Genomic DNA, 26,155 nt, shown 5'->3' on the forward strand with positions numbered 1-26,155 from the left:
TCGGCACACGGGCGTTTCCCCGTCAACGGCTCGTGATCACCTCGAGCAGGTCCTTCGCGGTGTCGCACTTGTCGAACAGGGCGCCGACGTGCTTCTTGGTGCCCCGTTCGGGCTCCATCATCGGGACGCGCACGAGCGATTCGCGGCCCACATCGAAGATCACCGAGTCCCAGCTGGCCGCGACCACTTCGGACGCGTACCGGGCCAGGCACTGGCCGCGGAAGTAGGCCCGGGTGTCCTCGGGCGGTTCCACCATCGCGCGGCGGGTCTCGTCGTCGTCCAGCAGCGTCTTCATCGAGCCGCGGGCGACCAGGCGGTGGTACAGGCCCTTCTCGGTCCGGACGTCGGAGTACTGCAGGTCGACCAGCTGGAGCTTGGGCGAGGACCAGGTGAGGTTCTCGCGCTCGCGGTAGCCCTCCAGCAGGCGCAACTTGGCCACCCAGTCGAGCTGGTCGGAGAGCTGCATCGGGTCGCGGCCGAGCTGGTCGAGGACGTCCTCCCAGCGCTGCAGGATGTCGGCGGTCTGCTCGTCCGTGTCTGAGCCGTAGCGCTCGTCGCAGAACGCCTTGGCGCGCTCGTAGTACGCCCACTGCAGGTCCAGCGCCGTGAGCTTGCGGCCGTCGCGCAGGCGCATGAGGTGCTTGAGCGACGGGTCGTGGCTGACCGCCTTGAGCTCGGAGACCGGGTCGGCGATGCCGAGCTCGCCGGTGAACACCTTCTCCTCGATCATGTTGAGGATCAGGGCGGTCGTGCCGACCTTGAGGTAGGTGGAGATCTCGGAGAGGTTGGCGTCGCCGATGATGACGTGCAGCCGGCGGTACTTGTCCGCGTCCGAGTGCGGCTCGTCGCGGGTGTTGATGATGGGCCGCTTCAGCGTGGTCTCCAGGCCGACCTCGACCTCGAAGAAGTCGGCGCGCGAGGAGATCTGGAAACCGGAGCCGCTGCCGTCCTGGCCGATGCCGACGCGGCCGGCGCCGCAGAAGATCTGGCGGGTGACGAAGAACGGCGTCAGGTGGGCCACGATGTCGGCGAACGGCGTCTGGCGGCGCATGAGGTAGTTCTCGTGCGACCCGTACGAGGCGCCTTTGTTGTCGGTGTTGTTCTTGTAGAGCTGGATGCGGTGGGTGCCGGGGATCGTGGCGGCGCGCCGGGACGCCTCGGCCATGACCCGTTCGCCGGCCTTGTCCCAGCGGACGATGTCCAGCGGGTTGGTGCATTCCGGGGTGCTGTACTCCGGGTGGGCGTGGTCGACGTAGAGGCGGGCGCCGTTGGTCAGTATCACGTTGGCCAGGCCGAGGTCCTCGTCGGCGAGCGCGTCGGCCGGGTCGTACGCGGCACCCGAGTAGGTGAATCCGCGGGCGTCGCGCAGCGGCGACTCCTCCTCGTAGTCCCACCGGGCGCGGCCGCCGCGGTTGAGCTCCGGTCGTGCTCCGTAGGCGTTGACCACCTGCGAGGAGGTGACCATCGGGTTGGCGCCGGGCTGCCCGGGCACCGAAATGCCGTACTCGACCTCGGTACCCATGATTCGTCGAACGCTCATGCTGCCACCCCACCCGCCACTGTGCTGCCGTTGCCCATGTATCGAGCCTAGACGCTTCTCTGTCCGTACTCGCACCCGCACGTGCGCACCAGAACACGCAGGGTAGAGATGCACAACGCGGACGAGGGGGCGCGTCGTAGCGCCTCCCCGCCCGCGTCGGGCGTTGCTCGGCTTCCTACAGGTACTGACCGGTGTTGCTGGCCGTCTCGATGGAGCGGCCGGCCTCTGCGCCCTTGCCGCCGGAGACGAGCGTACGGATGTAGACGATCCGCTCGCCCTTCTTGCCGGAGATGCGGGCCCAGTCGTCGGGGTTGGTGGTGTTGGGCAGGTCCTCGTTCTCCCGGAACTCGTCGACGCAGCTGTCGAGCAGGTGCTGCAGTCGCAGGCCCTTCTTGCCGGAGGTGAGGAACTCCTTGATCGCCATCTTCTTGCCGCGGTCGACGATGTTCTGGATCATCGCGCCGGAGTTGAAGTCCTTGAAGTACAGGACCTCCTTGTCACCGTTGGCGTAGGTGACCTCCAGGAAGCGGTTCTCCTCGGTCTCCGTGTACATCCGGAGCACGACCGCCTCGATCATCGCGGCGACCGTGACGTCCCTGTCGTTGCCGTGCTCGGCCAGGTCGTCGGTGCTCAGCGGCAGGCCGCTGAGGATGTACTTGGCGAAGATGTCCTTCGCCGCCTCCGCGTCCGGACGCTCGATCTTGATCTTCACATCGAGGCGGCCGGGGCGCAGGATCGCCGGGTCGATCATGTCTTCCCGGTTGGAGGCGCCGATGACGATGACGTTCTCCAGGCCCTCGACACCGTCGATCTCGCTGAGCAGCTGCGGGACGATGGTGTTCTCCACGTCGGAGGAGACGCCGGAGCCACGGGTACGGAAGATCGAGTCCATCTCGTCGAAGAACACGATGACGGGAGTGCCCTCGCTGGCCTTCTCGCGTGCCCGCTGGAAGACCAGGCGGATGTGCCGCTCGGTCTCACCCACGTACTTGTTGAGCAGCTCGGGACCCTTGATGTTGAGGAAGTAGCTGGTGTGCTTCTCGTCGCCGCGCCGCTCGGCGATCTTCTTCGCGAGCGAGTTGGCGACCGCCTTGGCGATCAGGGTCTTGCCGCAGCCGGGCGGGCCGTAGAGCAGGATGCCCTTCGGCGGGCGCAGCTGGTGCTCCCGGAACAGGTCGGCGTGCAGGAACGGCAGCTCCACCGCGTCGCGGATCTGCTCGATCTGCGAGTGCAGACCACCGATGTCGGTGTAGTCGACGTCCGGCACTTCCTCGAGGACGAGCTCCTCGACCTCGCTCTTCGGGATGCGCTCGTACGCGTACGCCGAGCGCGGCTCGATCATGAGCGAGTCGCCCGCCCGCAGCTTGGAGACCTGCAGCGAGTCGGCCAGATGGACGATCCGCTCCTCGTCGGCGTGCGAGATGACCAGCGCCCGGTCACTCGGACCGCCGGCGGGGTTCTCGAGGATCTCCTTGAGGAGGACGACCTCGCCGACCCGCTCGTAACCGAACGCGTCGACCACGTTGAGCGCGTCGTTGAGCAGGACTTCCTGCCCGCGCTTGAGATCCTCCACCACGAGCGACGGCGAGACCGCCACCCGCAGCTTGCGGCCCCCGGTGAAGACATCGACGGTGCCGTCCTCGTGGGCGGCCAGGAATACGCCGTAGCCGCTGGGCGGCTGGGCGAGCCGGTCAATCTCTTCTTTGAGAGTGACGATCTGGGATCGGGCTTCCTTGAGGGTCGCCACGAGCCGGTCGTTGTTCTCGGTCAGCCGGGCCAGCTGCGACTGCGTTGCCGCGAGCCGTTCCTCGAGCTGCCGGACGTGTCGGGGGCTCTCGGTCAACTTCCGCCGTACCAGAGCGAGTTCTTCTTGCAGGAACGCAACCTGGCTGGAGAGATCGTTGGCCTCTTTCTCCCAACGTGCGGCGCCTGACGCCTCGTCGCTACGTGCCACGTCCCACCTCCCCGGGGGCTCGAACGTCTTGGTGATAACACTAGCCGCTGCGGGCCGGATTTCGACCCATGCAACACCCTCGTCACTGAACCTTGATCGATCGGGCCTGTGGGGTGCACCGGGTGGTCAGGGGGTTCGGGTACCGTCGGAGCGGGCTAGTTGGGGGAGGTGAGCGGTGTCGACACAGACCGACACAGACGAGCTCGAGGTCTGGGTGGATCAGGACCTGTGCACCGGTGACGGGTTGTGCGTGCAGTACGCACCCGAGGTGTTCGAGTTCGACATCGACGGCCTCGCGTACGTCAAGGACAGCGCCGGTGAGCTGCTGCAGAGCCCCGGAGTGCGCACCGGGGTGCCGGCCCGGCTGCACCTCGAGGTGATCGACGCGGCCAAGGAGTGCCCGGGCGATTGCATCCACGTGGTGCGCTCGCGTGACGACGTGGAGATCGCCGGCCCGGACGCCGACTGATCGTTTTCCACCATCCCGCCGGGCCCGATGAGGATCGGCCCGGCGGAGCGGGAAATGTCACAGCGTCGGGCGACCGACCAAAGATGCGACAACCCGGGAGAATTCCTCCAAACGGGCAATCTGCCCGGGGCCGCCGTCGTCGAGGGTCTTGCCGAAGCGCAGCGCGTCGTGCCGCAACGCGGCCCGGCCCTCCTCCTCGGCCATGCCGGGCGGCGGCACCGCGTCGTCCACGGAACTCAGCAGCAGATAGACGTCGATGCTGTCGACCCGGGCCTGCCCGGTCGACGTCCGGGTGAGCCGCCGGCGGCACCCCACCTCGGTGACGGTCGACAGCGGCACCACCCGCAGCGACGAGGTCATCGAGCCGACCGGCCCGTCGCCGGGCGCCACGTCCTCGCCGTGCCACAGCACGAGCCGGCTGCCGTCACAGATGACGACCTCCTGCCAGACGCCGTTGACCTCGTTGACGAAGCGCTCCAGCGTGAAACAGAGCACCGAGGCCCCGCGCAGCACCCCGAACAGGGCGTCGAGCGCCACCTCGGGGTCGCGCAGGTAGGCCCGGGCGGCCGAGTCCAGGTCCTCGTACGGCGACCAGTCGGGAAAAACCGCCGGCATCTCGTTGCTGCCACCGAACGGCGGAGAACTCATTGCGCCCACCCGTTCCCTCCGCTCTGAGAACCCATCGAAACCCGCGACGGAAACTACCGGATCCGTCCCGGTCCGTCACACCCCGGTATCGTCATCCGTCTCCGCGCGTTCGGCCGCCAGCGCCGCCTGAGCGGCCCTGCGCAGCGCGTACGCCTCGGAGCCCTTGCTCGGCTTGCGGCGCCGCGGCGGTGCCGTCACGCCGGGGGCGAGTTTGCGGGCCGAGACCAGGAACGCGGTGTGCGCGATCATCCGGTGGTCCGGGCGCACGGCCAGACCCTCGGCGTGCCAGTCGCGCACCAGCGACTCCCAGGCCCGGGGCTCGGTCCAGCCGCCGCGCTCACGCAACGCCTCGACCAGCTCCGACAGCTGCGGGGTCGTGGCCACGTACCCGATGAAGACGCCGCCGGGGATCAGCGCCCGCTCGACCATGTCGAGGGCTTCCCAGGGGGTCAGCATGTCGAGGACGATCCGGTCGAAACCGGTCCCCTCGGCCTGCGCGACATCGCCGGAGTGCAGGTGCCACGCGGGGTGCGGACCACCGAAGAACGCCTCGACGTTCTTGCGGGCGATCGCCGCGAAATCGTCACGCAGCTCGTACGAGTGCAGCTCACCGCTGCTGCCGACCGCCCGCAGCAGCGAACAGGTGAGCGCGCCCGACCCGACGCCGGCCTCCATGACCTTGGCGCCCGGGAAGATGTCGGCCATGGCGACGATCTGCGCGGCGTCCTTGGGGTAGATGACCTGCGCACCACGCGGCATGGAGAGCACGTAGTCGGCGAGCAGCGGGCGCAGCGCGAGGTAGGCGGTGCCGCCGGCGGAGACCACGACGCTGCCGTCGGGCAGCCCGATGAGCGCGTCGTGCGCCAGGGCGCCGCGGTGGGTGTGGAACTCCTTGCCGTGCTCCAGCACGATCGTGTGCATCCGGTTCTTGGGATCCGTGAGCTGCACACGGTCGCCCTCGCGGAACGGTCCCCGGTGGGCGGGCACGGGCTCGTCGACGACGCTGGTGCTGTCTTGCACGGTCACTGATCGCTCTCTCATCTGCCGCGGACTGGCTATCGGGGTGCTGGCCGGCGGCTCGCGCGGCGCGGCTCCAGCAACTGGGCCAGGTCCGCGACGTGCAGCACGCCGACGACATCCTCCCCGGAGGTGACGACGTACTGCGCACCCGGGTGGGCCTGCACCGCCCGGACCACCTGCTCGCCGGTCAGTCCGAGCGGCAGGGCGGGCACCCGGCCGAGGTCCCGCGCGACGGTGTCGACCGCCACCCAGGGCCGTCGCTCGGCGGGCACGGCAGCGGCCCCGACGGCGTCGACCAGCGCGACCAGCCGGCCGCCGGCATCGGCAACGGCCAGGGCATCCCCGGCCCGGTCGGCGGCGCCGGCCCGGCGCTGGGCCTCGGCCAGCGGCGTTCCCGACGGTACGGCGAAAAGCGGCCGCGCGAGGGTCCGCAGGTCGACCAGGGGGAACCGCCGCGTCATCCGCGCGAGCCGGATCGACTGACCGGCGCCCTGCCACAACGTGAAGACCACCAAGAGGATGAACAACAGTCCGAAAACGGTCAGCAGGTTCAGCCAGTACAGGGTGAGCACGGCCATGGCAGTGAGCAGGGCGATGCCCCGCCCGGCCCAGGCGGCGAACTCGGTGGCCCTGTTCCGGTCCTTGAGCAGCGCCCACAGCCCCGCCCGCAGCGCCCGCCCACCGTCGAGCGGCAGGCCCGGCAGCACGTTGAAGACGGCCACGAGGACGTTGCTGACGGCGAGCTGGAAGGCGATCTCACCGGCGACAGTCCGGTCAGGCAGTGCGAACGCGGCGGCCGTGGCGGCGGCGCCCAGCACCAGGGAGACGGCCGGGCCGGCCAGCGAGACCAGCGCGTCGACCCGCGGCGAAGGGGCGTCACGGTCCATCTCCGTGTAACCGCCGAGCAGCTCCAGCGTGATCCCGCGCACACCGATCCCGTACCGCCGGGCGGTCAGGGCGTGACCGAGCTCATGCAGGAGCACGGACCCCAGCAGACAGACCACAAATCCAAAGCCGATCGCGTACGCGTACGGCGCGACGAGTCCGAGCTCGGCCTCCACGTACCCGCCGTACACGACGGTGACCAGCACCGCGAGCAGCAGCATCGAAGGGTTGAGAAAAACCGGGATGCCCAGCACCCGCCCGACCACCCGGCCCGGCCGCCGGGCGGGGCGGGTCTGCTGCACGCCGTCGTCCACACGTCGATGCTACGGACCGCGCCTGAGAGGTCCCTGCCGCGGCGGGTTTCGTCGTACCCCTCCCCTAGCCTTACCCCCATGACGGCAGACACGGTTTTGTCCCCTTCCGCGGATCCGCAGCCGCAGCCCGGCTCCGCTCCCGGCCGTGGGGAGCGCCACACGGGGCCGTCGCTGTCACCGTCGCGGGCGGCGGATTTCAAGACCTGCCCGCTGCTGTTCCGGTTCCGCACGATCGACCGGCTGCCGGAGAAACCGACACCGGACCAGGTGCGCGGCACGCTGGTGCACGCGGTGCTGGAGAGCTTGTTCGACCTGCCGGCGGCCGAGCGGACGCCGGCGGCTGCGGCGGCTCTGGTGGCGCCGTCGTGGGCGCGGCTGCTGGAGCAGGAGCCGGTGCTGGAGGCTCTGTTCGCCGAAGCCGTCGACGCCCTGCCAGTCGATGGCGCCGTTTCTGTCGGCGCGGCCGACGGCGGTGCCGTGTCGGTCGCTGCGCCGACTGCCGGAGCGCCGGCCGCGGGGGCGCCGACTGCCGAAGCGCCGACTGCCGGCGCAGATCCACTGCCGGGGCTTGAATCCGCCGGGGAGGCGGAGCGGATCGCGGCGTTCCTCGCGGGCGCGGGCGACCTGCTGGCCGGCTACTTCGCGGTCGAGGACCCCCAGCGCCTGGAGCCCGCCGAGCGCGAGAGCCTCGTGTCGACCCTGGTCGACGACGAACTGCTGATCCGCGGCTACATCGACCGGCTCGACATCTCCCCGGCCGGCGACCTCCGCGTGGTCGACTACAAGACCGGCGGCGCACCACGCGAGGCCTTCGAGGGCCGGGCGCTGTTCCAGCTGAAGTTCTACGCCCTGGTCCTGTGGCGCACCCGGGGCGTGGTGCCACGGGTCCTGCGCCTGCTCTACCTGAAGGACGCCGAGATCTGCGACTACAGCCCGGACGCGGCGGAGCTGGAACGCTTCGAACGCACCCTGGTGGCGCTGTCCCAGGCGATCGAACGGGCCAAGCAGGACAAGGATTTCCGCCCGAAGCCCAGCAAGCTGTGCGGCTGGTGCAGCCACCAGGCGTTCTGCCCGGAGTTCGGCGGCACCCCGCCGCCCTACCCGGAGCCCGAGCCGGAGCCGGTCGCCGCGCCCGAAGCGGAGGACGACACCATCACGCTGCCGGTCCCCCGCCAGTCCTGACCCCTTGGACCTGCGGCGCGGCCGCCCAGCGCAATTCACTCACCGGCCCGCCGGTCGCGGTCCGGACCCGCCGAGCGCGGCCCTGGCACGCCGAGCGCGGCCCTGGCACGCCCGGTCCGTCCTGCGCCGCGCCCAGCAGCAGCGCCCCGCCGAACGCCAGGAACGGCACGATCCACCGGCGGCTCCCCGAAGCGTCCCGTCACCGCGGAGCTACCCCGAGCACACCCGATGGCCGGCGCGTCCGAAGGATGACACGTCAGGGCCGTGATCACTGCACGATCCCCTAGGGTGGGCGCGGGGCCGGCCACGGCCCCGAGCAGAGCGGCCAGAAGCATCAAGGCCGGCTGAGCGGAGAGGCAAAAGCGGTGACGGGGGTCAACGGCACGGCTCCGGCCCTGGCGAACGGGCGGCCGGTGCGGGTCCTGCTCGTCGACGATCAGCCGATGCTGCGATCCGGCCTGCGGATGGCCTTCGCCACCAGCGGCGGCGTCACGGTTGTCGGTGAGGCCGGTGACGGGCTCGAAGCCGTCGATCTGTCGCGGCGCCTGCTGCCCGATGTCGTGCTCATGGATCTCCGCTTGCCCCGGCTGGACGGCCTGGCCGTGACGCGTGCGATCGTCGAGTCCGGGTTGCCGGTCCGGGTGCTGATCCTGACGACGTACGACGCTGACGAGCAGGTCACCGGGGCGGTGGCGGCCGGGGCGATGGGTTACCTGTGCAAGGACGTGCCGCCGGCCGAGCTGGTTGCTGCTGTCCGTACCGTTGCGGCCGGGGGCGCCGTGGTGGCGCCGGCGATTCTGGCCCGGCTGCTCACCCGGCTGGCCGAGGCTCTGCCCGCGCCGGCCACGACGGCGGCCGCGCCCGCGCTCAAGACGTTGACCGACCGGGAGCGTGAGGTGCTCGCCCACGTGGCCAAGGGTCACTCGAACGCGGAGATCGCCCGGGCCCTCACGGTCAGCGAGACGACGGTGAAGACCCACGTGGGCCACATGCTGACGAAGCTGGGCCTCCGCGACCGCGTCCAAGCCGTCGTCCTGGCCTACGAAACCGGCCTGGTCCGCCCCGGCGGCTGATCACCCCGGCAAGGTCAGGCGGCGGCGCGCAGGTCGCCCATCGCCCGGTGCACGTCGATGTCCCCGCTCGCGGTCCGGACCCGCAGCTCCAACGCCGCCTCCCGCACACCCTCCGCCGGCCCGCCGCCCATCGCGAGGTCGCTCGTCGTTGATCCCGAGGCCGTGTTCAGATCGAGCCAGACCCCGGTCCCCGCGGCCACCCCGACCGAGACGTCGCCGGATGCCGTCACCAAGCGGGTCTTGCCCTGCCTGACCACGCCCACCTCGACATCGCCCGATGCCGTGTCCGCTTGCAGCGACCCGCCGACCGATCGCATCTCGATGTCACCGCTTGCCGTATCAGCCTTGACGTCACCGGTGACGTCACCGACCTTCAGGTCGCCGGACGAGCTGCTGATCCGCAGCGACCTACCGACCCGGTTGACCGCCACCTCACCGCTCGCCGCCTTCAGGGACGCGTCCCCGGTCACCTCGTCCACGAACACATCCGCCGACGCCGCGTTCACTTGCGCGCTCGACCAGCGGCCGGTCGCGCGTACGTCGGCCGACGCCGACTTGGCCGCCAGCGCACTGTCCAGCGGCACCCGGACCAGGACCCGGACCTTCGGGGTACGGCGCCAGTCCCACGTCGACTCCGGCCCGTGCACGACCAGCGTGTCTCCTTCCAACGCCACCGTGAAGCGGTCCTCGGCGCCGTTCTCCGGCTCGATCTGCACCTGGATGTCCGGCCGGTTCTCGGCCAGCAGTTCCGCCGTGCCGCGCTGCACGCGCAGGGACACCGTCACGGGGGTGGAGCGGTCGAACTCGTACATGGTCTTTTCCCTTCGGTTGGAACAGCAGGTCAGGCTTGGGCGAAGCCGGTGATGCGCTTCCCGGGGCGGCCCCGGCGTGGTGGCTGGGCCGGGGTGCCGCTGGCCGCCGCGGTCACCGCGCGCACGAGCCAGGCGTTGACCGAGATGCCCTCGGCCGCCGCGGACTGCTCGACGTGGGTCTTGAGTGCTTCCGGCATGCGCAGGGTCAGCCGGGCGAGGTCACCGCCGTCGGGCGGTGGTGCCGGGGCCGGCTGCTCATCGAGGTCGGGTTCCGCCGCCGGCTCGGTGACCACCAGGTCCGCGTCGCGGCCGCGGAGGCGGACGTCCACCACCGGGCCGTGCAGGCGGGTGGTGATCTCCGCCGCCGCGTCCGACAGCGCCTGCAGCAGGGCCAGCCGGGCCGACGCCTCCAGGGCGTGGCCGAGCAGGTCCGCCGCCCGGGTGGTCTCCGGACCACCCGGGGCCGCTGCGGCATTGAGGTCGCTGCGGAGCGATTCGAGGTACGGCGTCAGGTCCATGACACCAATATGACGTCAGTTACGACGTCTGTCAACCGTCACTATGACGCCAGGGGGTAACCCTGAGCGTTGTCTGGGTGGCACCCCCACCGAAATCTCCGCGTCGGGCTACGCCGCTGGGCGGACGCTTCGGGCCGCTCGCGCCGAAAGACTGAGCCGGACCACATCGAGCACGTTCTCCTGGGGGCACAGTGACAAGCACGGATTCCCGCGAACCGGCGGCCGCACAGGCCGGCGAGGTCTGGAAGGTCTACGGCACCGGCGAGGCGCGGGTCGTCGCGCTGCGCGGCGTGAGCGCCGAGTTCGAACGCGGCAGGTTCACGGCCATCATGGGCCCGTCCGGCAGCGGCAAGTCGACCCTCATGCACTGCCTGGCCGGGCTGGACACGGTCGACCGCGGTGAGGTGCACGTCGGCGGCACCAAGATCACCGGCCTGGGCGACAAGGCCCTCACCCGGCTGCGCCGCGACCGGGTCGGCTTCATCTTCCAGCAGTTCAACCTGCTGCCCACGCTGAGCGCGCAGGAGAACATCCGGCTGCCGCTGGACATCGCCGGGCGCAAGCCCGACCCGCAGTGGTGGGACATCGTCATCGACACCGTCGGGCTGCGGGACCGGCTCAGCCACCGGCCCAGCCAGCTCTCCGGCGGCCAGCAGCAGCGCGTCGCGTGCGCCCGGGCCCTGATCGGCCGGCCCGACGTCATCTTCGCCGACGAGCCCACCGGCAACCTGGACTCGCGGTCCGGCGCCGAGGTGCTGTCGTTCCTGCGGGCCAGCGTGCGTGAGCACAACCAGACCATCGTCATGGTCACCCACGACCCGGTCGCCGCCAGCTACGCCGACCGGGTGGTGTTCCTGGCCGACGGCGCGATCGTCGACGAGCTCGCCGGCCCGACCCCGGAGACCGTCCTGGACATGATGAAGCGCCTCGACACGCACGCCGAACCGGTGATGCTCTGATGCTGCGCGCGACCCTGAAGAGCCTGCTGGCCCGCAAGCTGCGGCTCATCCTCTCCGGGCTCGCCGTCGTGCTCGGCGTCATGTTCGTGGCCGGCGCGTTCGTGGTCACCGACACCCTGAGCAAGTCGTTCGACTCGCTGTTCGCCAGCGCGTACTCCACCACCGACGTCGGCGTCACCGCCAAGCCCAAGGTCGAGGTCTCCGAGTTCGAGGGCGAAGAGGTCATCACGCCGCTGCCCGCGTCCGCCCTGGCCCAGGTGCAGGGCGTGCCCGGCGTGCAGAGCGCGACCGGGCTCGTCGACGCCGACGGCGCCCGGGTGATCGGCAGTGACGGCAAGGTCCTCACCTCGGTCGGCCCGCCGCGCATCGGCTCGGCCTGGACCGGCACAGACGACCTGCTCCAGCTGCGCGAGGGCCGCGGGCCCACTGCCGACGACGAGTTCGTGGCGAACGCGACCGTGGCCAAGGCCGCCGGCATCAAGGTCGGCGACCGGGTCGGCGTGCTCACCCTGGAACCGAAGAAAGAGTTCAAGCTGGTCGGCATCTACGGCTACAGCGGCAACCGGGACAGCCTCGGCGGCGTGCAGGAGGTGGCCTTCACCGAACCGGTGGCCCAGAAGCTGATGCTGGGGAAGACCGGGGTCTACAGCTCCATCCGGGTGCAGGCGGAGCCGGGCGTGACGCCGGAAGCGTTGCGCGACCGGATCTCGGCCACCCTCGGCGCCGGCTACGTCACCAAGACCGGGGACGAGCTCGCCGCCGACACCGCCGCCGACCTGCAGGCCGGGCTCGGCTTCTTCACCAACATCCTGCTCGGCTTCGCCGGTGTCGCGCTGTTCGTCGGGATCTTCCTGATCCTCAACACGTTCTCGATCATCGTCGCGCAACGCACCCGGGAGCTGGCGCTGATGCGGGCGCTGGGCGCGAGCCGCCGTCAGATGATCGGTTCGGTGCTGGTGGAGGCGGTGGTGATCGGCCTGATCGCCTCGGTGCTCGGCCTGGCGGCGGGTGTCGGGGTCGGCGCGCTGCTCGCGTACCTGTTCAATTCGTTCGTCGGTGGGGGCATGCAGCTCGGCACCGTGGGTGTGCCGGCCGCCGCCATCATCAGTTCGTTCGTGGTCGGGGTCCTGGTGACCGTGGTCGCTGCGGTCCTGCCCGCACTGCGGGCGTCGCGGATCGCGCCGGTCGCGGCCATGCAGGACGTCGCGACGCCGGACCGGCCGCTCACCAAGGTCAGCGTGGCCGGCGGCCTGGTGACCGCGACCGGCGCGACCGCCCTGGGCCTGGGCCTGTTCGCCGACATGGGCGACGCCACCCTCTGGACCATCCTGACCGGCGTACTGGTCTCGTTCATCGGCATCGCGCTGCTCACGCCGCTGATCAGCCGCCCGGTCGTGTCCGGCATCGGCCGGCTCTTCTCCTGGTCGCTGCCGGGGCGCCTGGGCCGGCTCAACTCGGGCCGTAACCCGCGGCGCACCGCGATCACCGCGGCCGCGCTGATGGTCGGCATCGCGCTGGTCACCGGCGTCACCGTGGTGATGGACTCGGCCAAGGCGAGCCTCAAGGCCGAGGCGGCCACGATCCTCAAGGCCGAGGTCGTCCTCAGCGGCGACCAGAACGGGCCACGGCCGCCGACCTACGACCCGGCGGTGCTGCGCGACGCGGCGAAGATCCCGGGGGTACGGGCGGTCGCCGGCCTCTGGAACTACCAGGTCACGATCAACGGCGAGAACCACTACGTGAACGCCACCGACAACTTCGCCGGGCTCAAGGACGCGTTCGGCAACACCGCGGTCGGCACGCCGGAGACTCTGCGCGACGACCAGCTGGCCGTCAGCGTCCCGGAGGCGCGGGACTACGGGTGGCAGGTCGGCACCAAGCTCACGATCCAGCCGGCGCGCGGTGATCCCCGCGAGTACACGGTCGCGGCCGTCTACCCGGAAGACAGCCTGCCGGGCAGCTACCTGCTGCCGGTCGCCGCGGCCAAGGACTTCGGCATCACGCAGCCGACGATGGGCTTCGTGCGCCTCGCCGACGGTGTCGCGGTCAGCCAGGTGCTGCCGCAGGTCAAGGCGCTGCTGGCGGACAGCCCCGAGGTGTCGGCGCAGGACGCGCAGGCGTTCGTGGACGAGCAGGCGGCCACCTTCGACACCCTGATCACGATGATCCAGATCCTGCTGGCGCTGGCCATCCTGATCGCGGTGCTCGGCGTGATCAACACCCTGGCCCTGTCGGTGCTGGAACGCACCCGCGAGCTGGGGCTGCTGCGGGCGGTCGGCCTGGGCCGGGCGCAGACGATGCGGATGGTGACGGTCGAGGCGGTGGTGATCTCCGTCTTCGGCGCGCTGCTCGGCGTGGTCGTCGGCGCCGGCATGGGTACGGCGGTGACCCGCGCCCTGAAGAGCGACGGCATCACCGAGCTGGTGCTGCCGTGGGAAAGGATGGGCACCTACCTGGTCTTGGCCGCCCTGGTCGGGGTGATCGCCGCGGTCCTGCCGGCGATCCGCGCCGCCCGCCTCAACGTCCTGGGCGCGATCGCCCACGACTGAGCACAACCGCCGAGCCCGCGCCGAACCCGGCGCGGGCTCGCGCGTTGCGCGGTGCTCAGGCAGAGCGCGAGGCTCGGGCAGAGCGCCAGGCTCGGGCAGAGCGCCAGGCTCGGGCAGAGCGCCAGGCTCGGGCAGAGCGCCAGGCTCGGGCAGAGCGCGAGGCTCGGGCAGAGCGCGAGGCTCGGGCAGAGCGCGAGGCTCAGGCGGTGGCGGAGGCGAACAGCGTCGCCAGGAAGGCCGGGTCGACGCCTTCCAGCGAGTCGCGCAGATGCACTCCGTCGGTCGGCGGCAGCTCCAGCTCGGCCGGCACCGCCAGCACCGCCGCCCCCGACGCCAGGGCGCTGGCCATGCCCGTCGGTGAGTCCTCGATCGCCACGCACTGCTCGATCCGTACCCCGAGCAGCTCGGCCGCCGTCCGGTACGGCGCCGGGTCCGGCTTCGGGGCCGACACCTCGTCGCCGCAGACCACGGCGTCGAAATTCTCCCGGCCCAGGGTGTCGAGCGCGACCTCGACGAGCCGGCGCCCGGTCGAGGTGACCAGCGCCGTCGGCAGTCCCGCCGCGCGGACCGCGCGGAGCAGCTCCAGCGCTCCCGGCCGCCAGATCAGACCCTTGGCGAACAGCTCCTCGACGCGGTGCTCGAGCCAGGCCACGTCGGCGGCCTCGTCGCGGTCCGGCTGGGCCAGGTCCTCGCGCAGGATCCGCATCGAGGTGGCCATGCTGCTGCCGATCATCGCCAGCCGGGCCGGCTCGGACAGCTTGCCGCCGGCGTGTTCGGCCAGCTCGTACAGCGCGACGTCCCAGACCTTCTCGCTGTCGACCAGCGTGCCGTCCATGTCGAAGAGCACCGCAGCCGGTTGTGTGCGTGTCAGGGCAGGCCTCCCGAGCCGTTCGTCAGATGTCCTGCCCATTGTCCCCGCCGGCCGGCCGTCACGGGCGCCGGTGTGACCGCTACGACACGTCGCAGGGGTCCAGGGAACGCCGGTAGCCATTGTTGAACGACTTGGTCCGCTGCTTGGCCGAGCCGTGCGCGCCCTCGGCGAACCACGGCTGCCCCGGGTCGTCGCCGACCGCCTCCAGGCCCCGAGCCAGCTCTTCGAGGTCACCGTTGTCGAGCCGGAGGGAGCCCTTGCGTTCGGTGTCGCCGATGTACGCCCCCGCCATGCAGTCGGCCTGCAGCTCCAGCTCGATGGTGAACTCCTTCTGGATGCCGAGCCGCCGCTGGATGGCGTGGGCGTACTCGTGGCCGAGCAGGTAGAAGATGAACGCGTCACCGATCTGGCGGAACGCGGCGAACGCCCAGTTGATGTCGTACGCGATGAAGTCACCGGCCGAGCAGTACGCCGCGTTGTTGAGCCCGAGCCCCTGCCCGCCGCACGCCACCTCGCCCTCCCGCTCGTACGGGATCACCTGCGCGATCGGCTCGAACTTCAGCCCGGACGCCTTGAACTGCGCTTTCCAGTAAGCCTCGGCGACCCGTTCGGCGTCTCCGACGTCGGCCTTGAACTCCTCCGGGGTGTCCGTGCCGTCCGGGTCCTCACCGGTGGCGGTGGTCCGCGGCGCAACGGGAGCCTGGCCAGTGCGCTCGTCGGGTGCGGAGACGCAGCCGAGGGCGATCAGCGCCACCACCACGGGGACCAAGGGAAGCAGGCGGGTGCGGCGCGGTACCGGCATGCGGGTCCTCCGAGGGGCTGGCGTGACCGGGATACACCAACGATACGGACGGGCCGCGGCGCGAGGATCAGTCTGTGTGGCACTGGACACTGCCGGATCCGGACCCGATCACGCGCCGGCCGTGTAAGCCGTCCTGCCCCGGGTAGCTCGCACAGGTATCCCACCTGCGCGAACTCTGGAGGACACCTTGGCACAGGACACTCTTTCCCGGTCCCTGCACGATGTCGGGCTCGCCGCTTGGTTCGGCGGCACCCTGGCCAACGCGGTGGCGCTCAACCCCGCCGCCGCCGAGACGGCCGACCCGGAGAGCACCGGCCGGGTCGCCAACACCGGCTGGAACAAGTGGACCCCGGTTAACGCCGCCGCGATCGGTGCGCACCTGGCCGGCAGCGTCGGCGAGCTGGTCGGCAACCGCGGCCGGCTGGCCGCCCAGGAAGGCGTCGCCACCATGTCGCTGGCCAAGACCGGCCTGACGGTGGCCGCGCTCGGTGTGACCGGCTACAGCCGGCTGCTCGGCCGCAAGGTCGCGAAGGACACCGCGGTGCCCGCCGCCTCGGGCACCGAGTCGACGGTGGACACCCCGATCGAGGTGGTGCGGGCGCAGAAGAAGCTGTCCGCGCTGCAGTGGGTGGTGCCGGCGCTGACCGGTGCGCTCATCGTGATCAGCGCCTTCGCCGGCGAGCAGCAGCGCCCGACCCAGGTGAAGAAGGGCATCCTCAGCCGCTTCACCAAGTGATGCGAGGCCGGCGCGGCGACGGAGAGCACTCCGGCGCCGCGCCCGGCCCCGGCATGATGGAGAGCGTGCGGATCGAGGACGTGACCCCGGAGACGGTACGGCCGGTACGCCGGTCGTTGCTGGTGCAGAGCTGGCACGACCTCGCGTTCCTGCACTGGGCCGTGCCGCCGGAGACCGTCGCGCCGTTCCTGCCCCGCGGCACCGTCCCGGACACCCTGGACGGGATGAGTTACGTGGGGCTGATCGGCTTCCGGATGGTGCAGCTCGGGGCGTTGCGCGGCCCCGGCATCCCGTACCTGGGCACGTTCCTCGAGACGAACGTGCGGCTGTACAGCGTGGACGCGCAAGGGCGCCGGGCCGTCGTCTTCCTGTCCCTGGAGGCCGAGCGGCTGTTGCCGGTGCTGACGGCGCAGGCCTCGCTGCGCCTGCCGTACAAGTGGGCGCGGATGCGCCTGGAGAAGGACGGCGACGTGCTGCGCTACACCAGCCGGCGGCGCTGGCCCGGGCCGCGCGGGGCGGCCAGCTCCATGACGGTACGCGTCGGAGCCCCGCTCACCGAGCCGTCCCCGGTGGAGCACTTCGTCACCGCCCGCTGGGGTCTGCACACCCACGCGTGGGGCCGCAGCCTGCACCTGCCCAACGAGCACCCGCGCTGGCCGTTGCACCGCGCGGAGCTGCTCGAGCTCGACGACGAGCTGATCACGGCGGCCGGCCTGCCCGCACTGGCCGGGCCGCCGGTGAGCGTGCTCTACTCCCCCGGCGTCCCGGTCACCTTCGGCGCACCCGACACCCTGGCCGGCACCGCCGGTTAGCCCAGCGTGCGGTCCAGCTTGGTGAACGAGCTGCCCCAGCCCTCGCGGGCCATCGCGACGAAGTCCTCGGTGTACGGCCCCTGAGTCAGCACCAGCCGGGTCTTCCCGCCGGGCTCGTCGTGGAACTCCAGCCGCATCCGCATCAGTGAGCCGGCGAACTCCGGGATCTCGGCCGCGTTCTCCTCGCCGACCAGCAGCTCGTTCTCGACGACCTCGACGAAGGTCACGTCGACCGGCGAGTTCTGGGCCGGGTCCTCGTCGTTGACCATGGTGAAGCGCTGGTGGCCGCCGACCTTGGCCTCGATGTCCACACTGTCGCGGGGCACCGACCAGCCGACCGGGCCGAACCAGGCGGCGAGCTGGTCGGGGTCGGTGAACGCGCGGTAGACCAGCTCCCGCGGGGCGTCGAAGATCCGGGTGAGGACCAGTTGGGTGGTGGCGTCGCTCATGGTTCTCTCTCCTCTTGCTGGATGCGGTGCAGGTGCGCGTCGAGGCGCGCGAAGTTGACGTCCCAGAACCGCCGGTAGCGCTCCATCCAGGCGGTCGCCTCGCGCAGCGGCTCGGCCTGCAGGCTGCTGGAGCGCCACTGCGCGGAGCGGCTCCGGGTGATCAGCCCGGCCTGTTCCAGCACCTTCAGGTGCCGGGAGATCGCCGGGAGGCTGATCGTGAACGGCTCGGCCAGCTCCGAGACGGTGGCGTCGCCCTCGGCCAGCCGGGCCAGGATCGCGCGACGGGTCGGGTCGGCCAAAGCCGCGAAGATGACGCTGAGCCGGTCGGTCATGCTGTTTAACACCTTCGTTAATTAACGGATGCGTTAAACATAGGGTCGCGGGCAGCCGGGGTCAAGACCCTCGCAGGCTCAGACCCGGGACGGGATGCGCCGGTGCAGCTCGGCGAGCAGCGTCCGGGGGCCGGGCGACATCAGGCCCACGTCGATCAGGAACGCCGGGCCGGACTCGCGGCGCAGCACCCGCGGGCGGCGGCCGGGGCCGGGCAGCTCGGTCACCGCGGCCATGTCGGTCGGGGTGACCACCAGCTCTGTGAACGGACCCCAGCGCCGCAGCCCGACCGAGGCGATCGACGCCCAGCGCAGGTGCACGCCGCGGCGGCCGGTCGCCGCGAACTCCAGGCCGTACACGGAGCTCTTCATCCAGCCCAGCCTGTTCCAGGCCAGCAGCATGACCAGGCTCGCCGTGACCACCGGGACGACGAGCAGGCTCTCCGCGACTGTCACCAGCTCACCGATGGGCGGCACGTCGCCGAGCAGCACCTGGACCAGGACGGACAGTCCGCGGCAGAGCAGCCACACGGCCGCGCACACCCAGAGCATCGTCACGAAGACCAGCCCGCGCGGCTGGAAGAACGTCGTGGCGTCCTCGCCGGGTTCGAGAGGGTGGTCGTCCACAACCGCCATTGTGCCCGTCTATGTGGCTACATATACGGTGTTGGCCGATTCTCCGCCGGTGAGCGGGTTGGGGAACGACACCACGTGCGCCGCCGCGGAGGTGAAGACCTCGGCCAGGACCGCCTCGAACTCGGCGTCCGGCGGGTCGTCGGACCACAGGGCGAAGACGCCGCCGGGCCGCAGGTGCGCGGTGAGCCGGCGCATCCCGTCGACGGTGTAGAGCGCCGCGTTGGCCGGGGCCAGCACGTGCCGCGGGCTGTGGTCGACGTCGAGCAGGATCGCGTCGAAGCGCCGGCCCGGCGCCGCGGGGTCGAAGCCGTCCGGCCCGGCCGCCATCGCGAAGAAGTCACCCTCGACCAGGCGGCTGCGCGGGTCGGTGACCAGCGGCGCCGCTTCGGGCAGCAGCCCGCGCTCGTGCCAGGAGATCACCTCGGCGACCGCGTCGACGACCACCAGCGACGCCACCCGGGCGTCCTCCAGGACGGCCCGCGCGGTGTAGCCGAGGCCGAGCCCACCGACCACGACGTCCGGGCGGGCCTCGGCGGGCAGCGCGGCCAGGCCGAGCCGGGCCAGTTCGATCTCGGCCACGGTGAACAGGCTCGACATCAGGAACTCGTCATTGATCTTGACTTCGTAGACCTCGACGCGCAGCCGCGGGTCGAGGCGGCGGCGCAGGCTGATCTCGCCGATCGGCGTCTCGCGCCAGGCGAGCTCCTCGAACCGGGCGCTCACTCGCCGCCGCCTTGCGCCGAGGCCGGCGCCACGGCTGGCGCCCGACCGACCCGGAAGGCGGGCACCGGCCACTCTGCCGGCGCGACGGTGCGCACCGCGGATACGTTCATGGCCGGTCAGCTTGCCACGCTGACCGGCCACTCGGTGGGACGCCCCGCCTCTCAGGCGGAGATGCGCTGCCCGGAGAGCTCGTCGTCGTCCTCGTCACCGGCCGGCGCACCGGCCGCGACGGCCGCCGCCTGGGCGTCGGCCTCGGAGGCGCCAATCTTGGCCAGCTCGCGGGTGTAGACCTTGGTGGCGCTGTAGAGCTTGTAGATCAGCAGCAGTTCGAAGCCGCCGAGCAGCACCGCGGACAGCACGGTGAAGAAGATAATCTGGTTGGTCAGCGGGCCCAGGATGAAGATGAACATCTGGAACTCGATGCCGCTGAACAGGTGCGCCCGGATGCGTTGCCGGGCCAGCGAGTTGCGGACCCGCATGAGCGGGCCCATCTTGGCGCGGAACTCGCCGTACACGTCGACGACCGGAGCCGCCTCGGCCGGGCCACCCGCCACCGGGCCGGCCGGGCCCAGGGGCTGCTGCGCGCTGGTCTCCTCGACGAACACTGGCCGGTCGGGGCCCTCGCCGCGGGCCGCCTCGAGGTTGCGCCGCATGTCCTGCTTGACCTTGCCCATCTGCAGGGCGTTCAGGTAGCGGAACATGTCGAGGAAGATGACCACGCCGGCCAGCCACAGGTAGATCACGTTGTCGGTCCTGGCGTACTGGCCGACCATCAGGGCGACCGCGCAGGTGACCACGCGCAGCCGGTCGAAGACGTAGTCGAGCCAGGCGCCGAACACCGAGCCCGTACCCTTGAGCCGGGCGATCTTGCCGTCCATGCAGTCGAGCACGAAGCTGATGTGGAAGACCACCGCGCCGGCCACCAGCCACGGGTAGTCGCCCTGCAGGAAGCAGTAGGCGGCCACGAAGCCGAGCAGGAACGCGCCCATGGTCAGCAGGTTCGGCGTGATCCAGCGGACCGGGGCCACGAGCCAGACCAGCCGCGACGCCAGCGGATCGACGAGCCACACGGTCCACCAGGCGTCGCGATCCTTGTAGGTACGGGTCCGGATCTCGTCCAGCGTGAACCGTTGTGCCATGCCACAACTCCACCGTCGTGATGAATACATGAATAGTGGGACGCGCGGACATTACAGGAGTCTTATTACGGTCAGTGAAAGCAGGCCGGGAATGTGGACAAACGGCGCCTGGATGCACCTGACCGGCCCGAGTCCGTCACGCTGTGCCATACAGCAGGAGAACGGCCAGCGCCGGCCCGCCGCCCAGCAGCAGGCCCCGGCCGAAACCGCGGGTCCGGGGCACGGCCAGGCAGGCGACCCCGACGACCAGCGCGCCACAGCCGGTGAGCAGCAGGGCCGGGTAGGCCGCGGACACAGCCGCGATCGCACACGGCACTCCCCCGGCCGCCAGTCCCGCCACGAACCCCCAGCGCCGGCCGGCCGGCGGAGCGACAGTCAGGACCGCGTCGCCGAAGACGCCCGGCCCGGCCCGCAGCGAGAACGCGTAGCCCTCCCCGTCGTACGCCCGCAGCGCCAGCGGTTCCGGCACCTCCTGCACCCGCAGGCCGGAGTCCCGCCACAGGTCGTGATAGACCCCGATCAGCTGTGGGTAGGCGATCGGCACGTCCCGCAGCAGCAGGCTGCGTTCCCGGCGTGGGCCGGTGTGCATCATCGGCGTCACCTTCAGCCGGGTCGACACCAACGCGCTGTGCAGCCTGTTCTCGACACCGCGGGCGACCGGGTCACGGGGCACGACCCGGCTCAGCCCGCGCAGCACGAAAGCGTTGAGCACGGCCAGCAGCGGCAGGGCGTACCAGCCGAGATGGTGCGGAACGAGGGCCAGCAGCGGCGACAGCAGACCGGCCGGCATGGTCAGCACCACCGCCACGAAGACCGCCAGATCCGCGTACGGCGACCCCAGCCGGCCCGCCAGTGTGAGCAGCGCCACGACGATCACGTAACAGGTCGCCACCGGGGCGAAACGGAGCCGGCGCATGATCGCAGTCTGCCGCCCGGCCAGGGCGGATGCCGGCGAAACGACGCGTCCGGCAGGGGCTGGACGCGTGTTGGCGGCCGGGGCCCCGCGTGTCAGGATTCCGGCGTGACCTCGCGGGGGGCTGCGAGGCGCGGCGACTTCTCAGGGGGATGACGGTGGACGCCGACCACGTCGCGGACGACCTCGAGTCCGTGCTGCTCACCGAGGACCAGATCCACACCCGGGTGAAGGGACTGGCCGCCGAGATCGGCAAGGACTACGCCGGCCGCGAGGTCGTGCTGGTGGGGGTGCTGGGCGGGGCCGCCACGTTCACCGTCGACCTGGCCCGGGCCCTGGAGAGCCAAGTGGAGATCGACTGGATGGCGATCCGGTCGTACACGACGAGCAAGCGCGCTTCTGGCTCCGTACGCCTGCTCAAGGATCTTGATCTGGACATCACCGACCGGGACGTGATCATCGCGGAGACGGTCATCCAGACCGGCCTGACCATGTCCTGGCTGATCGCGAACCTGCGGCAGCGCGGGCCCGCGTCGATCGCGGTGGCGGCGCTGCTGCGCAAGCCGGACACCCCGGAGCTCGGCGTGCCGACCTACATCGGCTTCGACGTGCCGGCGGGCCTGATCGTCGGGTACGGCCTGGACTACCGCGGCCACTACCGCAACCTGCGCTGCGCGGCCGTGCTCGCCCCGCACGCCGTGCGATGAAGGCCGTCGTCTTCGACTTCTTCGGCACGCTGACCGATCCGTCCGCCGAGGCCGGCCGCCTGGCCTCCTTCACCGCGACCGCAGCGGCCCTCGGGGTGCCGGCGGACGCCTTCGGCACGACGATGGCGGCCACCTTCCGCGAGCGGGCGACCGGCGCGTTCGGCGACACCAGAGCCACCCTTCAGGCCGTGGCGTTGCGCTGCGGCGTCACCCCGGCACCGGACGTCCTCGACGCGGCCACGGCGGTGCAGCTCGCCGGCGCGGCCACGGTCCGCACACCGCGGCCCGGCGTCCTGGCGGTGCTGGCCGCCCTGCGCGAGCGCGGCCTGCGGCTGGGGCTGATCTCCGACTGCAGCAGCGAGCTGTACGAGAGCTGGCCGTCAACCCCGTTCGCACCCCTGATCGACGCGGCGGTCTTCTCCTGGCGCGAGGGCTACCGCAAACCCGACCAGCGCCTCTACGCCACAGTGGCCGAGCGCCTGGGCGTCCTCCCGCAGCAGTGCTGGTACGTGGGCGACGGCGGCAGCCGCGAACACTGGGGCGCCGCCACGGCCGGGATGCGCCCGATCCTGGTGACCAACGCCGGCTATCCGTCGGCGGCGGCGTACCGCGACGACCCGGACACCCACGTGCCGGAGCTGGCGGTGGACGACCTCTCGACGCTGATCTGCCAAGATCACTCATGCCCGTGACCAACCCCTGGCTGGCCGGCCCGGCGCCCACCGCCCGCCTGGACCGGCCCCGCCTCGAGGAACGCCTGCTGAACCTGCTGTCGTCGCAGAACATGTGCGTGCTGGCCACGGCGGGACCGGGCGGGCCGCTGGCCACCCCGGTGCGCTACTTCCACCTGGACTTCACGCTGATGTTCACCGCGGCGGCCGGCTCGCCGAAGCTGCGCAACATCGCCGCCGACCCGCGGGTCTCGGTCGGCGTCTTCGCGCCGCTCGTGGGCCAGGCCAGCAGCCGCGGGGCGCAGATCTTCGGTCAGGCGCGGGTGCTGACCGAGTCGGACCCGGACTTCGCGCGGTACTGGCCGGCGGTGCGCTGGCAGTCGGATCACGTCGAACGGTCCCGCTCGCTGGACGACCCGCCGACGGGACCACTCGTGGTGATCCCGGCGGACCGCATCGTCTACACCGAGCACTGGCTGCGCCGGGACGGCTTCGCACCCCGCCAGGTCTGGCGGGCCGCGGCCTAGTCACACCGGTCAGGTGCTGCCGGGCTGCGGCTCAGTCAAACCGGTCAGGTGCTGGCGGGCTGCGGCTTGGTCAAGCCGGTCAGGTGCTGGCGGGCTGCGGCTTAGTCAAACCGGTCAGGTGCTGCTCAGGGCGAGCCGCAGCCCGAAAGCGGTGATGACGGTCCCGGTGATCCGGTCCAGCACGCGACGGGCCACCGGCCGGCGCAGCAGGGCGCGCAGCCGGTGCGCGAGCCCGACCAGGACGGCCGACCAGGCGGTGCCCAGAACGATGTGGACGCCGGTCAGTAGCACCCCGAAGGCGAACGGCGCCACATCCGGCGGGATGAACTGCGGCAACAGGGCGACGTAGAACGCGCCCATCTTCGGGTTGAGCAGGTTGGTGAGCAACCCGCGCCGAAACCCCGGCGCCTCCGGAACAGATTGCGGCTCGGCCTTGTGACGGCGGGCGGCCCACAGCATGGAGAGGCCCATCCAGATCAGATAGCAGGCGCCGGCCCAGCGCAGGACGTCGTAGGCGAGCCGCGAGGCGGTCAGCAGAGCCGTGATGCCGGCCGAGGTGAGCACACCCCAGACCAGGGTGCCGCTCTGGATGCCGAGGACGACACCCCAGGCGCGGCGCGGGGCGCCGACGGCAGCGGTACGCAGAATGAGCGCGGTGTCCATGCCCGGCGTCAGCGTCAACAACCCGACCACGACAACGAAGGACCCGAGACTGCTCAGCACCGTCACCGGCTCACGCTATCGCCTCGTACTCTCTGCCCATGACCCCGCGCCCCGCCGCCAAGATCCTGATCACCGGCATGTCGGGGACGGGCAAGTCCACGGCGTTGCGGACCCTCGGCGCGCGCGGGCACCGCACGGTCGACACGGACACCGACAGGTGGAGCCGCTGGGTGACGCTGCCGGACGGCTCAACGGACTGGATCTGGCGCGAGCCGGAGATGACGGAACTGCTCAGCGGCCCGGGCGACCTGTTCGTGGCCGGCTGCAAGTCCAACCAGGGCGAGTTTTACCCGAGGTTCGACCACGTCGTGCTGCTGAGCGCGCCGGCGGAGGTGCTGCTGGCCCGGATCGCGGCGCGCACCGACAACCCGTACGGCAAGAGCCCCGCGGAACGCGCAGCGGTCCTCGACCACCTGGCGCACGTGGAACCGTTGCTGCGCGCCACCGCGACCGCGGAGATCGACGCGACCGCCCCGGTCGACGAGGTCGTGCGGCAGCTGGAAGCGCTGCTGGGGGCCTAGTTCGAGGTGTCGCCGGCCCAGCCGGCCAGCTCGATGATCTCGGTGGCGAGGTCCGCCACCGGGCGCCCGTCGGTGGCGATCCGGTACACCCACTCCGGGCTCAGCTCCGCCAGCTCGCGCGCCGCGATATCGCTGCGTTCCACGTGGCGTTGCAGCGCGGTGCCGATCTCGCGCCGGGCCAGCCGCTGCCGCGCCGTACGGTCGTCGGCCGTGAGCAGGACGGCCGTGACCCGCGGATCGTCGCCCATCGCGGTCGTGAGCGCGCCGACGAAGCGGACGCTGACCGTGTTCATGTAGATCAGCCGCCGGTAGCCCAGGACGCGGTAGTTGGCCCACATGGCGGCCAGGTTGCGTTCGGCCAGGCCGTGCTCCCACGGCGGCGGATAGGCCAGGTCGAGGTTGTCGCCCTCGATGAGGCAGTGCCGAACCTGCCGCGCGGACAACTGCACATGGATCTCGGTGCCGACGCTGGTCTTGCCGACGCCGGCCCGGCCGCCGAGGAACAGCACTTCACTGCGCAAGGGACCTCATCCTGCGGTCAGGCCCCTTCCGCTCGGTGCCGGCCGAGCTGACCCGTCCAGGCTACTGCCACCCGGCGCCGGCACTGGGTAGAGTCCTGCGCCATGTCATACGACCTTGCGGTGTGGGAAGGCGACCGCCCGGCGAACGACCTGGCCGCGGCGGCGGAGTTCAAACTCCTGTACGACCGCTACGTGGGGTCGGCCGACAACACCGAGCCGACGGCGCGGATCGTGGCCTACGTGCGGGCCCTGCTGGACCGCTACCCGGATATCGGCACCGACGCGGGTGACGACAGCCCCTGGTCGACCGCGCCGCTGATGAACGAGGCCGGCGGCCCGCTGGTGTACTTCCCGATGGTGTGGCGCCGCAGCGAGGAAGTGTCGGCCTGGGCGGCCCGGCTGGCCGAGGAGCACGGGCTCAACTGCTACGACCCCCAGGCCAACCAATTGCGTACGGCGGCCCGCGAGGCTTGGCGGTTCGAGCTGACGTCCGCCCTGCAACGCCCCGTGCGGGACCCGGACGCCGAACTGGCGCGCCGGGTGCTGGTGCGCCTGTCGGCCGACAACCACTTCGCGGTGCTGAAGCGGGCAGACGGCTGGTACATCCAAGCGGGCTACGGTGCCCAGGCGGGAACCCGGCCGGGCTGGTACGTCCTGGAACGGCGCGACGGCGTACCGGATCAGCACTTCCGCGCGGAGGTGGTCAACATCGACGAGGTGGTCCGGGCCTTCGTCGCCTTCCTGGACGGCGACCCGACGCTCGCGGTCCGCTTCCCGTGGCAGCCCTACGTCGTCTGAGCTCTCAGTACGTCCCCGAGGCGCTGTTCGAGGCGGTGGCGGGCGAGGTCGTCACTGATGGGCAGGCCGGAGTCGCGCCAGGGCTGGACGACCTTGGCCGGGTCCGGCAGATAGCCGACGATGTCCATGACGTTCTCGTCAGGGCGCTCGCCGGTCCGGCGGCGACACGCGTGCACGAACCTGTCCCCGGCCTCCGCGCCGTGCAGCATCGCCAGGTAGGTGGGGGCGTGGGCGACGTCCAGGTCCGCCGGTCCCCACGAGGTCTCGACCCAGTCCACCACCCCGGTGATCCGTCCCCGGGACCAAAGTAGGTTGCCAGGTGGAAGTCCCGGTGCAGGAACGTGCCGGTGTAGG

30 protein-coding genes are annotated in these 26,155 nt (G+C 71.1%); 12 read left to right on the forward strand and 18 right to left on the reverse strand.

The features are described from left to right. Positions 1-22: 22 nt before the first annotated feature. Both dop and arc read right to left on the reverse strand, forming a co-directional pair. Positions 23-1,540: a depupylase/deamidase Dop gene (gene dop, locus ACQP2Y_RS30250; RefSeq protein WP_433718552.1), complete on the reverse strand. Its 1,518-nt coding sequence runs from the start codon at positions 1,538-1,540 to the stop codon at positions 23-25. Between the two features lie 175 nt (positions 1,541-1,715). Beyond that, entirely contained in the window at positions 1,716-3,494 is a 1,779-nt protein-coding gene (gene arc / locus ACQP2Y_RS30255; protein WP_433718553.1) for a proteasome ATPase, read from the reverse strand. Positions 3,495-3,669: 175 nt separating this feature from the next. Here arc and ACQP2Y_RS30260 point away from each other — a divergent pair, with 175 nt between their 5' ends. Continuing rightward, positions 3,670-3,963: a ferredoxin gene (locus ACQP2Y_RS30260; protein ID WP_212989209.1), complete on the forward strand. Its 294-nt coding sequence runs from the start codon at positions 3,670-3,672 to the stop codon at positions 3,961-3,963. Between the two features lie 57 nt (positions 3,964-4,020). Here ACQP2Y_RS30260 and ACQP2Y_RS30265 read toward each other — a convergent pair whose 3' ends face one another. The 3 genes from ACQP2Y_RS30265 to ACQP2Y_RS30275 form a co-directional block, all read right to left on the reverse strand. Beyond that, on the reverse strand, positions 4,021-4,611 hold the full coding sequence (locus tag ACQP2Y_RS30265; protein WP_212989208.1) for a hypothetical protein: 591 nt from the start codon (positions 4,609-4,611) through the stop codon (positions 4,021-4,023). Between the two features lie 75 nt (positions 4,612-4,686). Continuing rightward, positions 4,687-5,637: a tRNA (adenine-N1)-methyltransferase gene (locus tag ACQP2Y_RS30270; protein ID WP_433718555.1), complete on the reverse strand. Its 951-nt coding sequence runs from the start codon at positions 5,635-5,637 to the stop codon at positions 4,687-4,689. Positions 5,638-5,666: 29 nt separating this feature from the next. Next, positions 5,667-6,737, reverse strand: coding sequence for a M50 family metallopeptidase (locus ACQP2Y_RS30275; RefSeq protein WP_433732124.1), 1,071 nt, complete (start codon positions 6,735-6,737; stop codon positions 5,667-5,669). Between the two features lie 171 nt (positions 6,738-6,908). On the opposite strand from ACQP2Y_RS30275, the gene ACQP2Y_RS30280 reads away from it, so the two are divergent. After that, entirely contained in the window at positions 6,909-8,012 is a 1,104-nt protein-coding gene (locus ACQP2Y_RS30280; RefSeq protein ID WP_433718557.1) for a RecB family exonuclease, read from the forward strand. Positions 8,013-8,455: 443 nt separating this feature from the next. Beyond that, complete coding sequence (locus ACQP2Y_RS30285; RefSeq protein WP_433732126.1) at positions 8,456-9,085, forward strand: LuxR C-terminal-related transcriptional regulator; 630 nt, start codon at positions 8,456-8,458, stop codon at positions 9,083-9,085. 14 nt (positions 9,086-9,099) lie between these two features. Here ACQP2Y_RS30285 and ACQP2Y_RS30290 read toward each other — a convergent pair whose 3' ends face one another. Next, complete coding sequence (locus ACQP2Y_RS30290) at positions 9,100-9,897, reverse strand: DUF4097 family beta strand repeat-containing protein (RefSeq protein WP_433718558.1); 798 nt, start codon at positions 9,895-9,897, stop codon at positions 9,100-9,102. A gap of 29 nt (positions 9,898-9,926) precedes the next feature. Continuing rightward, positions 9,927-10,415, reverse strand: a complete 489-nt coding sequence (locus ACQP2Y_RS30295) for a hypothetical protein (RefSeq protein ID WP_433718559.1) — start codon at positions 10,413-10,415, stop codon at positions 9,927-9,929. A 191-nt stretch (positions 10,416-10,606) separates the two neighbouring features. On the opposite strand from ACQP2Y_RS30295, the gene ACQP2Y_RS30300 reads away from it, so the two are divergent. Then, complete coding sequence (locus ACQP2Y_RS30300) at positions 10,607-11,374, forward strand: ABC transporter ATP-binding protein (protein ID WP_433718561.1); 768 nt, start codon at positions 10,607-10,609, stop codon at positions 11,372-11,374. Then, positions 11,374-13,923, forward strand: coding sequence for an ABC transporter permease (locus ACQP2Y_RS30305; protein WP_433718562.1), 2,550 nt, complete (start codon positions 11,374-11,376; stop codon positions 13,921-13,923). Before ACQP2Y_RS30300 ends, ACQP2Y_RS30305 begins: the two co-directional genes overlap by 1 nt. Positions 13,924-14,122: 199 nt before the next feature. Here ACQP2Y_RS30305 and ACQP2Y_RS30310 read toward each other — a convergent pair whose 3' ends face one another. Both ACQP2Y_RS30310 and ACQP2Y_RS30315 read right to left on the reverse strand, forming a co-directional pair. Beyond that, entirely contained in the window at positions 14,123-14,770 is a 648-nt protein-coding gene (locus ACQP2Y_RS30310) for an HAD family hydrolase (RefSeq protein WP_433718564.1), read from the reverse strand. Between the two features lie 103 nt (positions 14,771-14,873). Then, positions 14,874-15,596: a neutral zinc metallopeptidase gene (locus ACQP2Y_RS30315; RefSeq protein ID WP_433718566.1), complete on the reverse strand. Its 723-nt coding sequence runs from the start codon at positions 15,594-15,596 to the stop codon at positions 14,874-14,876. A gap of 187 nt (positions 15,597-15,783) precedes the next feature. On the opposite strand from ACQP2Y_RS30315, the gene ACQP2Y_RS30320 reads away from it, so the two are divergent. Both ACQP2Y_RS30320 and ACQP2Y_RS30325 read left to right on the forward strand, forming a co-directional pair. Next, positions 15,784-16,332 (forward strand): hypothetical protein, encoded by a 549-nt coding sequence (locus ACQP2Y_RS30320; RefSeq protein ID WP_433718568.1) that lies wholly within the window; start codon positions 15,784-15,786, stop codon positions 16,330-16,332. A 65-nt stretch (positions 16,333-16,397) separates the two neighbouring features. Continuing rightward, complete coding sequence (locus ACQP2Y_RS30325) at positions 16,398-17,144, forward strand: YqjF family protein (protein ID WP_433718570.1); 747 nt, start codon at positions 16,398-16,400, stop codon at positions 17,142-17,144. On the opposite strand, the gene ACQP2Y_RS30330 is transcribed toward ACQP2Y_RS30325, so the two are convergent. The 6 genes from ACQP2Y_RS30330 to ACQP2Y_RS30355 all read right to left on the reverse strand — a co-directional run bounded on the left by ACQP2Y_RS30330 (position 17,141) and on the right by ACQP2Y_RS30355 (position 21,336). Continuing rightward, a complete protein-coding gene (locus ACQP2Y_RS30330) occupies positions 17,141-17,593 on the reverse strand; it encodes an SRPBCC family protein (protein ID WP_360821278.1) in 453 nt (150 codons plus the stop codon). The genes ACQP2Y_RS30325 and ACQP2Y_RS30330 overlap by 4 nt on opposite strands. Then, the gene (locus ACQP2Y_RS30335) at positions 17,590-17,925 is read right to left on the reverse strand and encodes an ArsR/SmtB family transcription factor (protein WP_433718572.1); all 336 of its coding nucleotides are present in this window, start codon (positions 17,923-17,925) and stop codon (positions 17,590-17,592) included. Before ACQP2Y_RS30335 ends, ACQP2Y_RS30330 begins: the two co-directional genes overlap by 4 nt. A 78-nt stretch (positions 17,926-18,003) precedes the next feature. Beyond that, positions 18,004-18,558 (reverse strand): hypothetical protein, encoded by a 555-nt coding sequence (locus ACQP2Y_RS30340; RefSeq protein WP_433718575.1) that lies wholly within the window; start codon positions 18,556-18,558, stop codon positions 18,004-18,006. Between the two features lie 9 nt (positions 18,559-18,567). Beyond that, complete coding sequence (locus tag ACQP2Y_RS30345; RefSeq protein WP_433718577.1) at positions 18,568-19,281, reverse strand: spermidine synthase; 714 nt, start codon at positions 19,279-19,281, stop codon at positions 18,568-18,570. A 161-nt stretch (positions 19,282-19,442) separates the two neighbouring features. Next, the gene (locus ACQP2Y_RS30350) at positions 19,443-20,420 is read right to left on the reverse strand and encodes a CDP-alcohol phosphatidyltransferase family protein (RefSeq protein ID WP_433718579.1); all 978 of its coding nucleotides are present in this window, start codon (positions 20,418-20,420) and stop codon (positions 19,443-19,445) included. Between the two features lie 136 nt (positions 20,421-20,556). Then, positions 20,557-21,336, reverse strand: a complete 780-nt coding sequence (locus ACQP2Y_RS30355) for a hypothetical protein (RefSeq protein WP_433718581.1) — start codon at positions 21,334-21,336, stop codon at positions 20,557-20,559. 149 nt (positions 21,337-21,485) lie between these two features. Here ACQP2Y_RS30355 and hpt point away from each other — a divergent pair, with 149 nt between their 5' ends. The 3 genes from hpt to ACQP2Y_RS30370 are packed head-to-tail and all read left to right on the forward strand — an operon-like array spanning position 21,486 to position 23,238. After that, entirely contained in the window at positions 21,486-22,040 is a 555-nt protein-coding gene (gene hpt, locus ACQP2Y_RS30360; RefSeq protein ID WP_360834934.1) for a hypoxanthine phosphoribosyltransferase, read from the forward strand. After that, entirely contained in the window at positions 22,037-22,732 is a 696-nt protein-coding gene (locus ACQP2Y_RS30365) for an HAD family hydrolase (RefSeq protein WP_433718583.1), read from the forward strand. Before hpt ends, ACQP2Y_RS30365 begins: the two co-directional genes overlap by 4 nt. Continuing rightward, complete coding sequence (locus ACQP2Y_RS30370; protein ID WP_433718585.1) at positions 22,723-23,238, forward strand: pyridoxamine 5'-phosphate oxidase family protein; 516 nt, start codon at positions 22,723-22,725, stop codon at positions 23,236-23,238. Before ACQP2Y_RS30365 ends, ACQP2Y_RS30370 begins: the two co-directional genes overlap by 10 nt. A gap of 114 nt (positions 23,239-23,352) precedes the next feature. Here the strand turns inward: ACQP2Y_RS30370 and ACQP2Y_RS30375 are convergent, their stop codons facing one another. After that, on the reverse strand, positions 23,353-23,967 hold the full coding sequence (locus tag ACQP2Y_RS30375; RefSeq protein ID WP_433718587.1) for a LysE family translocator: 615 nt from the start codon (positions 23,965-23,967) through the stop codon (positions 23,353-23,355). 32 nt (positions 23,968-23,999) lie between these two features. Here ACQP2Y_RS30375 and ACQP2Y_RS30380 point away from each other — a divergent pair, with 32 nt between their 5' ends. After that, positions 24,000-24,482, forward strand: a complete 483-nt coding sequence (locus ACQP2Y_RS30380) for an AAA family ATPase (protein WP_433718589.1) — start codon at positions 24,000-24,002, stop codon at positions 24,480-24,482. On the opposite strand, the gene ACQP2Y_RS30385 is transcribed toward ACQP2Y_RS30380, so the two are convergent. Continuing rightward, positions 24,479-25,003 (reverse strand): hypothetical protein, encoded by a 525-nt coding sequence (locus ACQP2Y_RS30385; RefSeq protein ID WP_433718591.1) that lies wholly within the window; start codon positions 25,001-25,003, stop codon positions 24,479-24,481. The two genes, ACQP2Y_RS30380 and ACQP2Y_RS30385, sit on opposite strands and share 4 nt — an antisense overlap. A gap of 102 nt (positions 25,004-25,105) precedes the next feature. On the opposite strand from ACQP2Y_RS30385, the gene ACQP2Y_RS30390 reads away from it, so the two are divergent. Next, the gene (locus ACQP2Y_RS30390; protein ID WP_433718592.1) at positions 25,106-25,801 is read left to right on the forward strand and encodes a hypothetical protein; all 696 of its coding nucleotides are present in this window, start codon (positions 25,106-25,108) and stop codon (positions 25,799-25,801) included. Here the strand turns inward: ACQP2Y_RS30390 and ACQP2Y_RS30395 are convergent. Further along, on the reverse strand, positions 25,789-26,082 hold the full coding sequence (locus ACQP2Y_RS30395; RefSeq protein WP_433718594.1) for a hypothetical protein: 294 nt from the start codon (positions 26,080-26,082) through the stop codon (positions 25,789-25,791). The two genes, ACQP2Y_RS30390 and ACQP2Y_RS30395, sit on opposite strands and share 13 nt — an antisense overlap. Positions 26,083-26,155: the final 73 nt, after the last annotated feature.

Origin of the sequence: Actinoplanes sp. CA-051413, from assembly GCF_050955795.1 — a bacterium.
Taxonomy (GTDB): Bacteria; Actinomycetota; Actinomycetes; order Mycobacteriales; family Micromonosporaceae; genus Actinoplanes.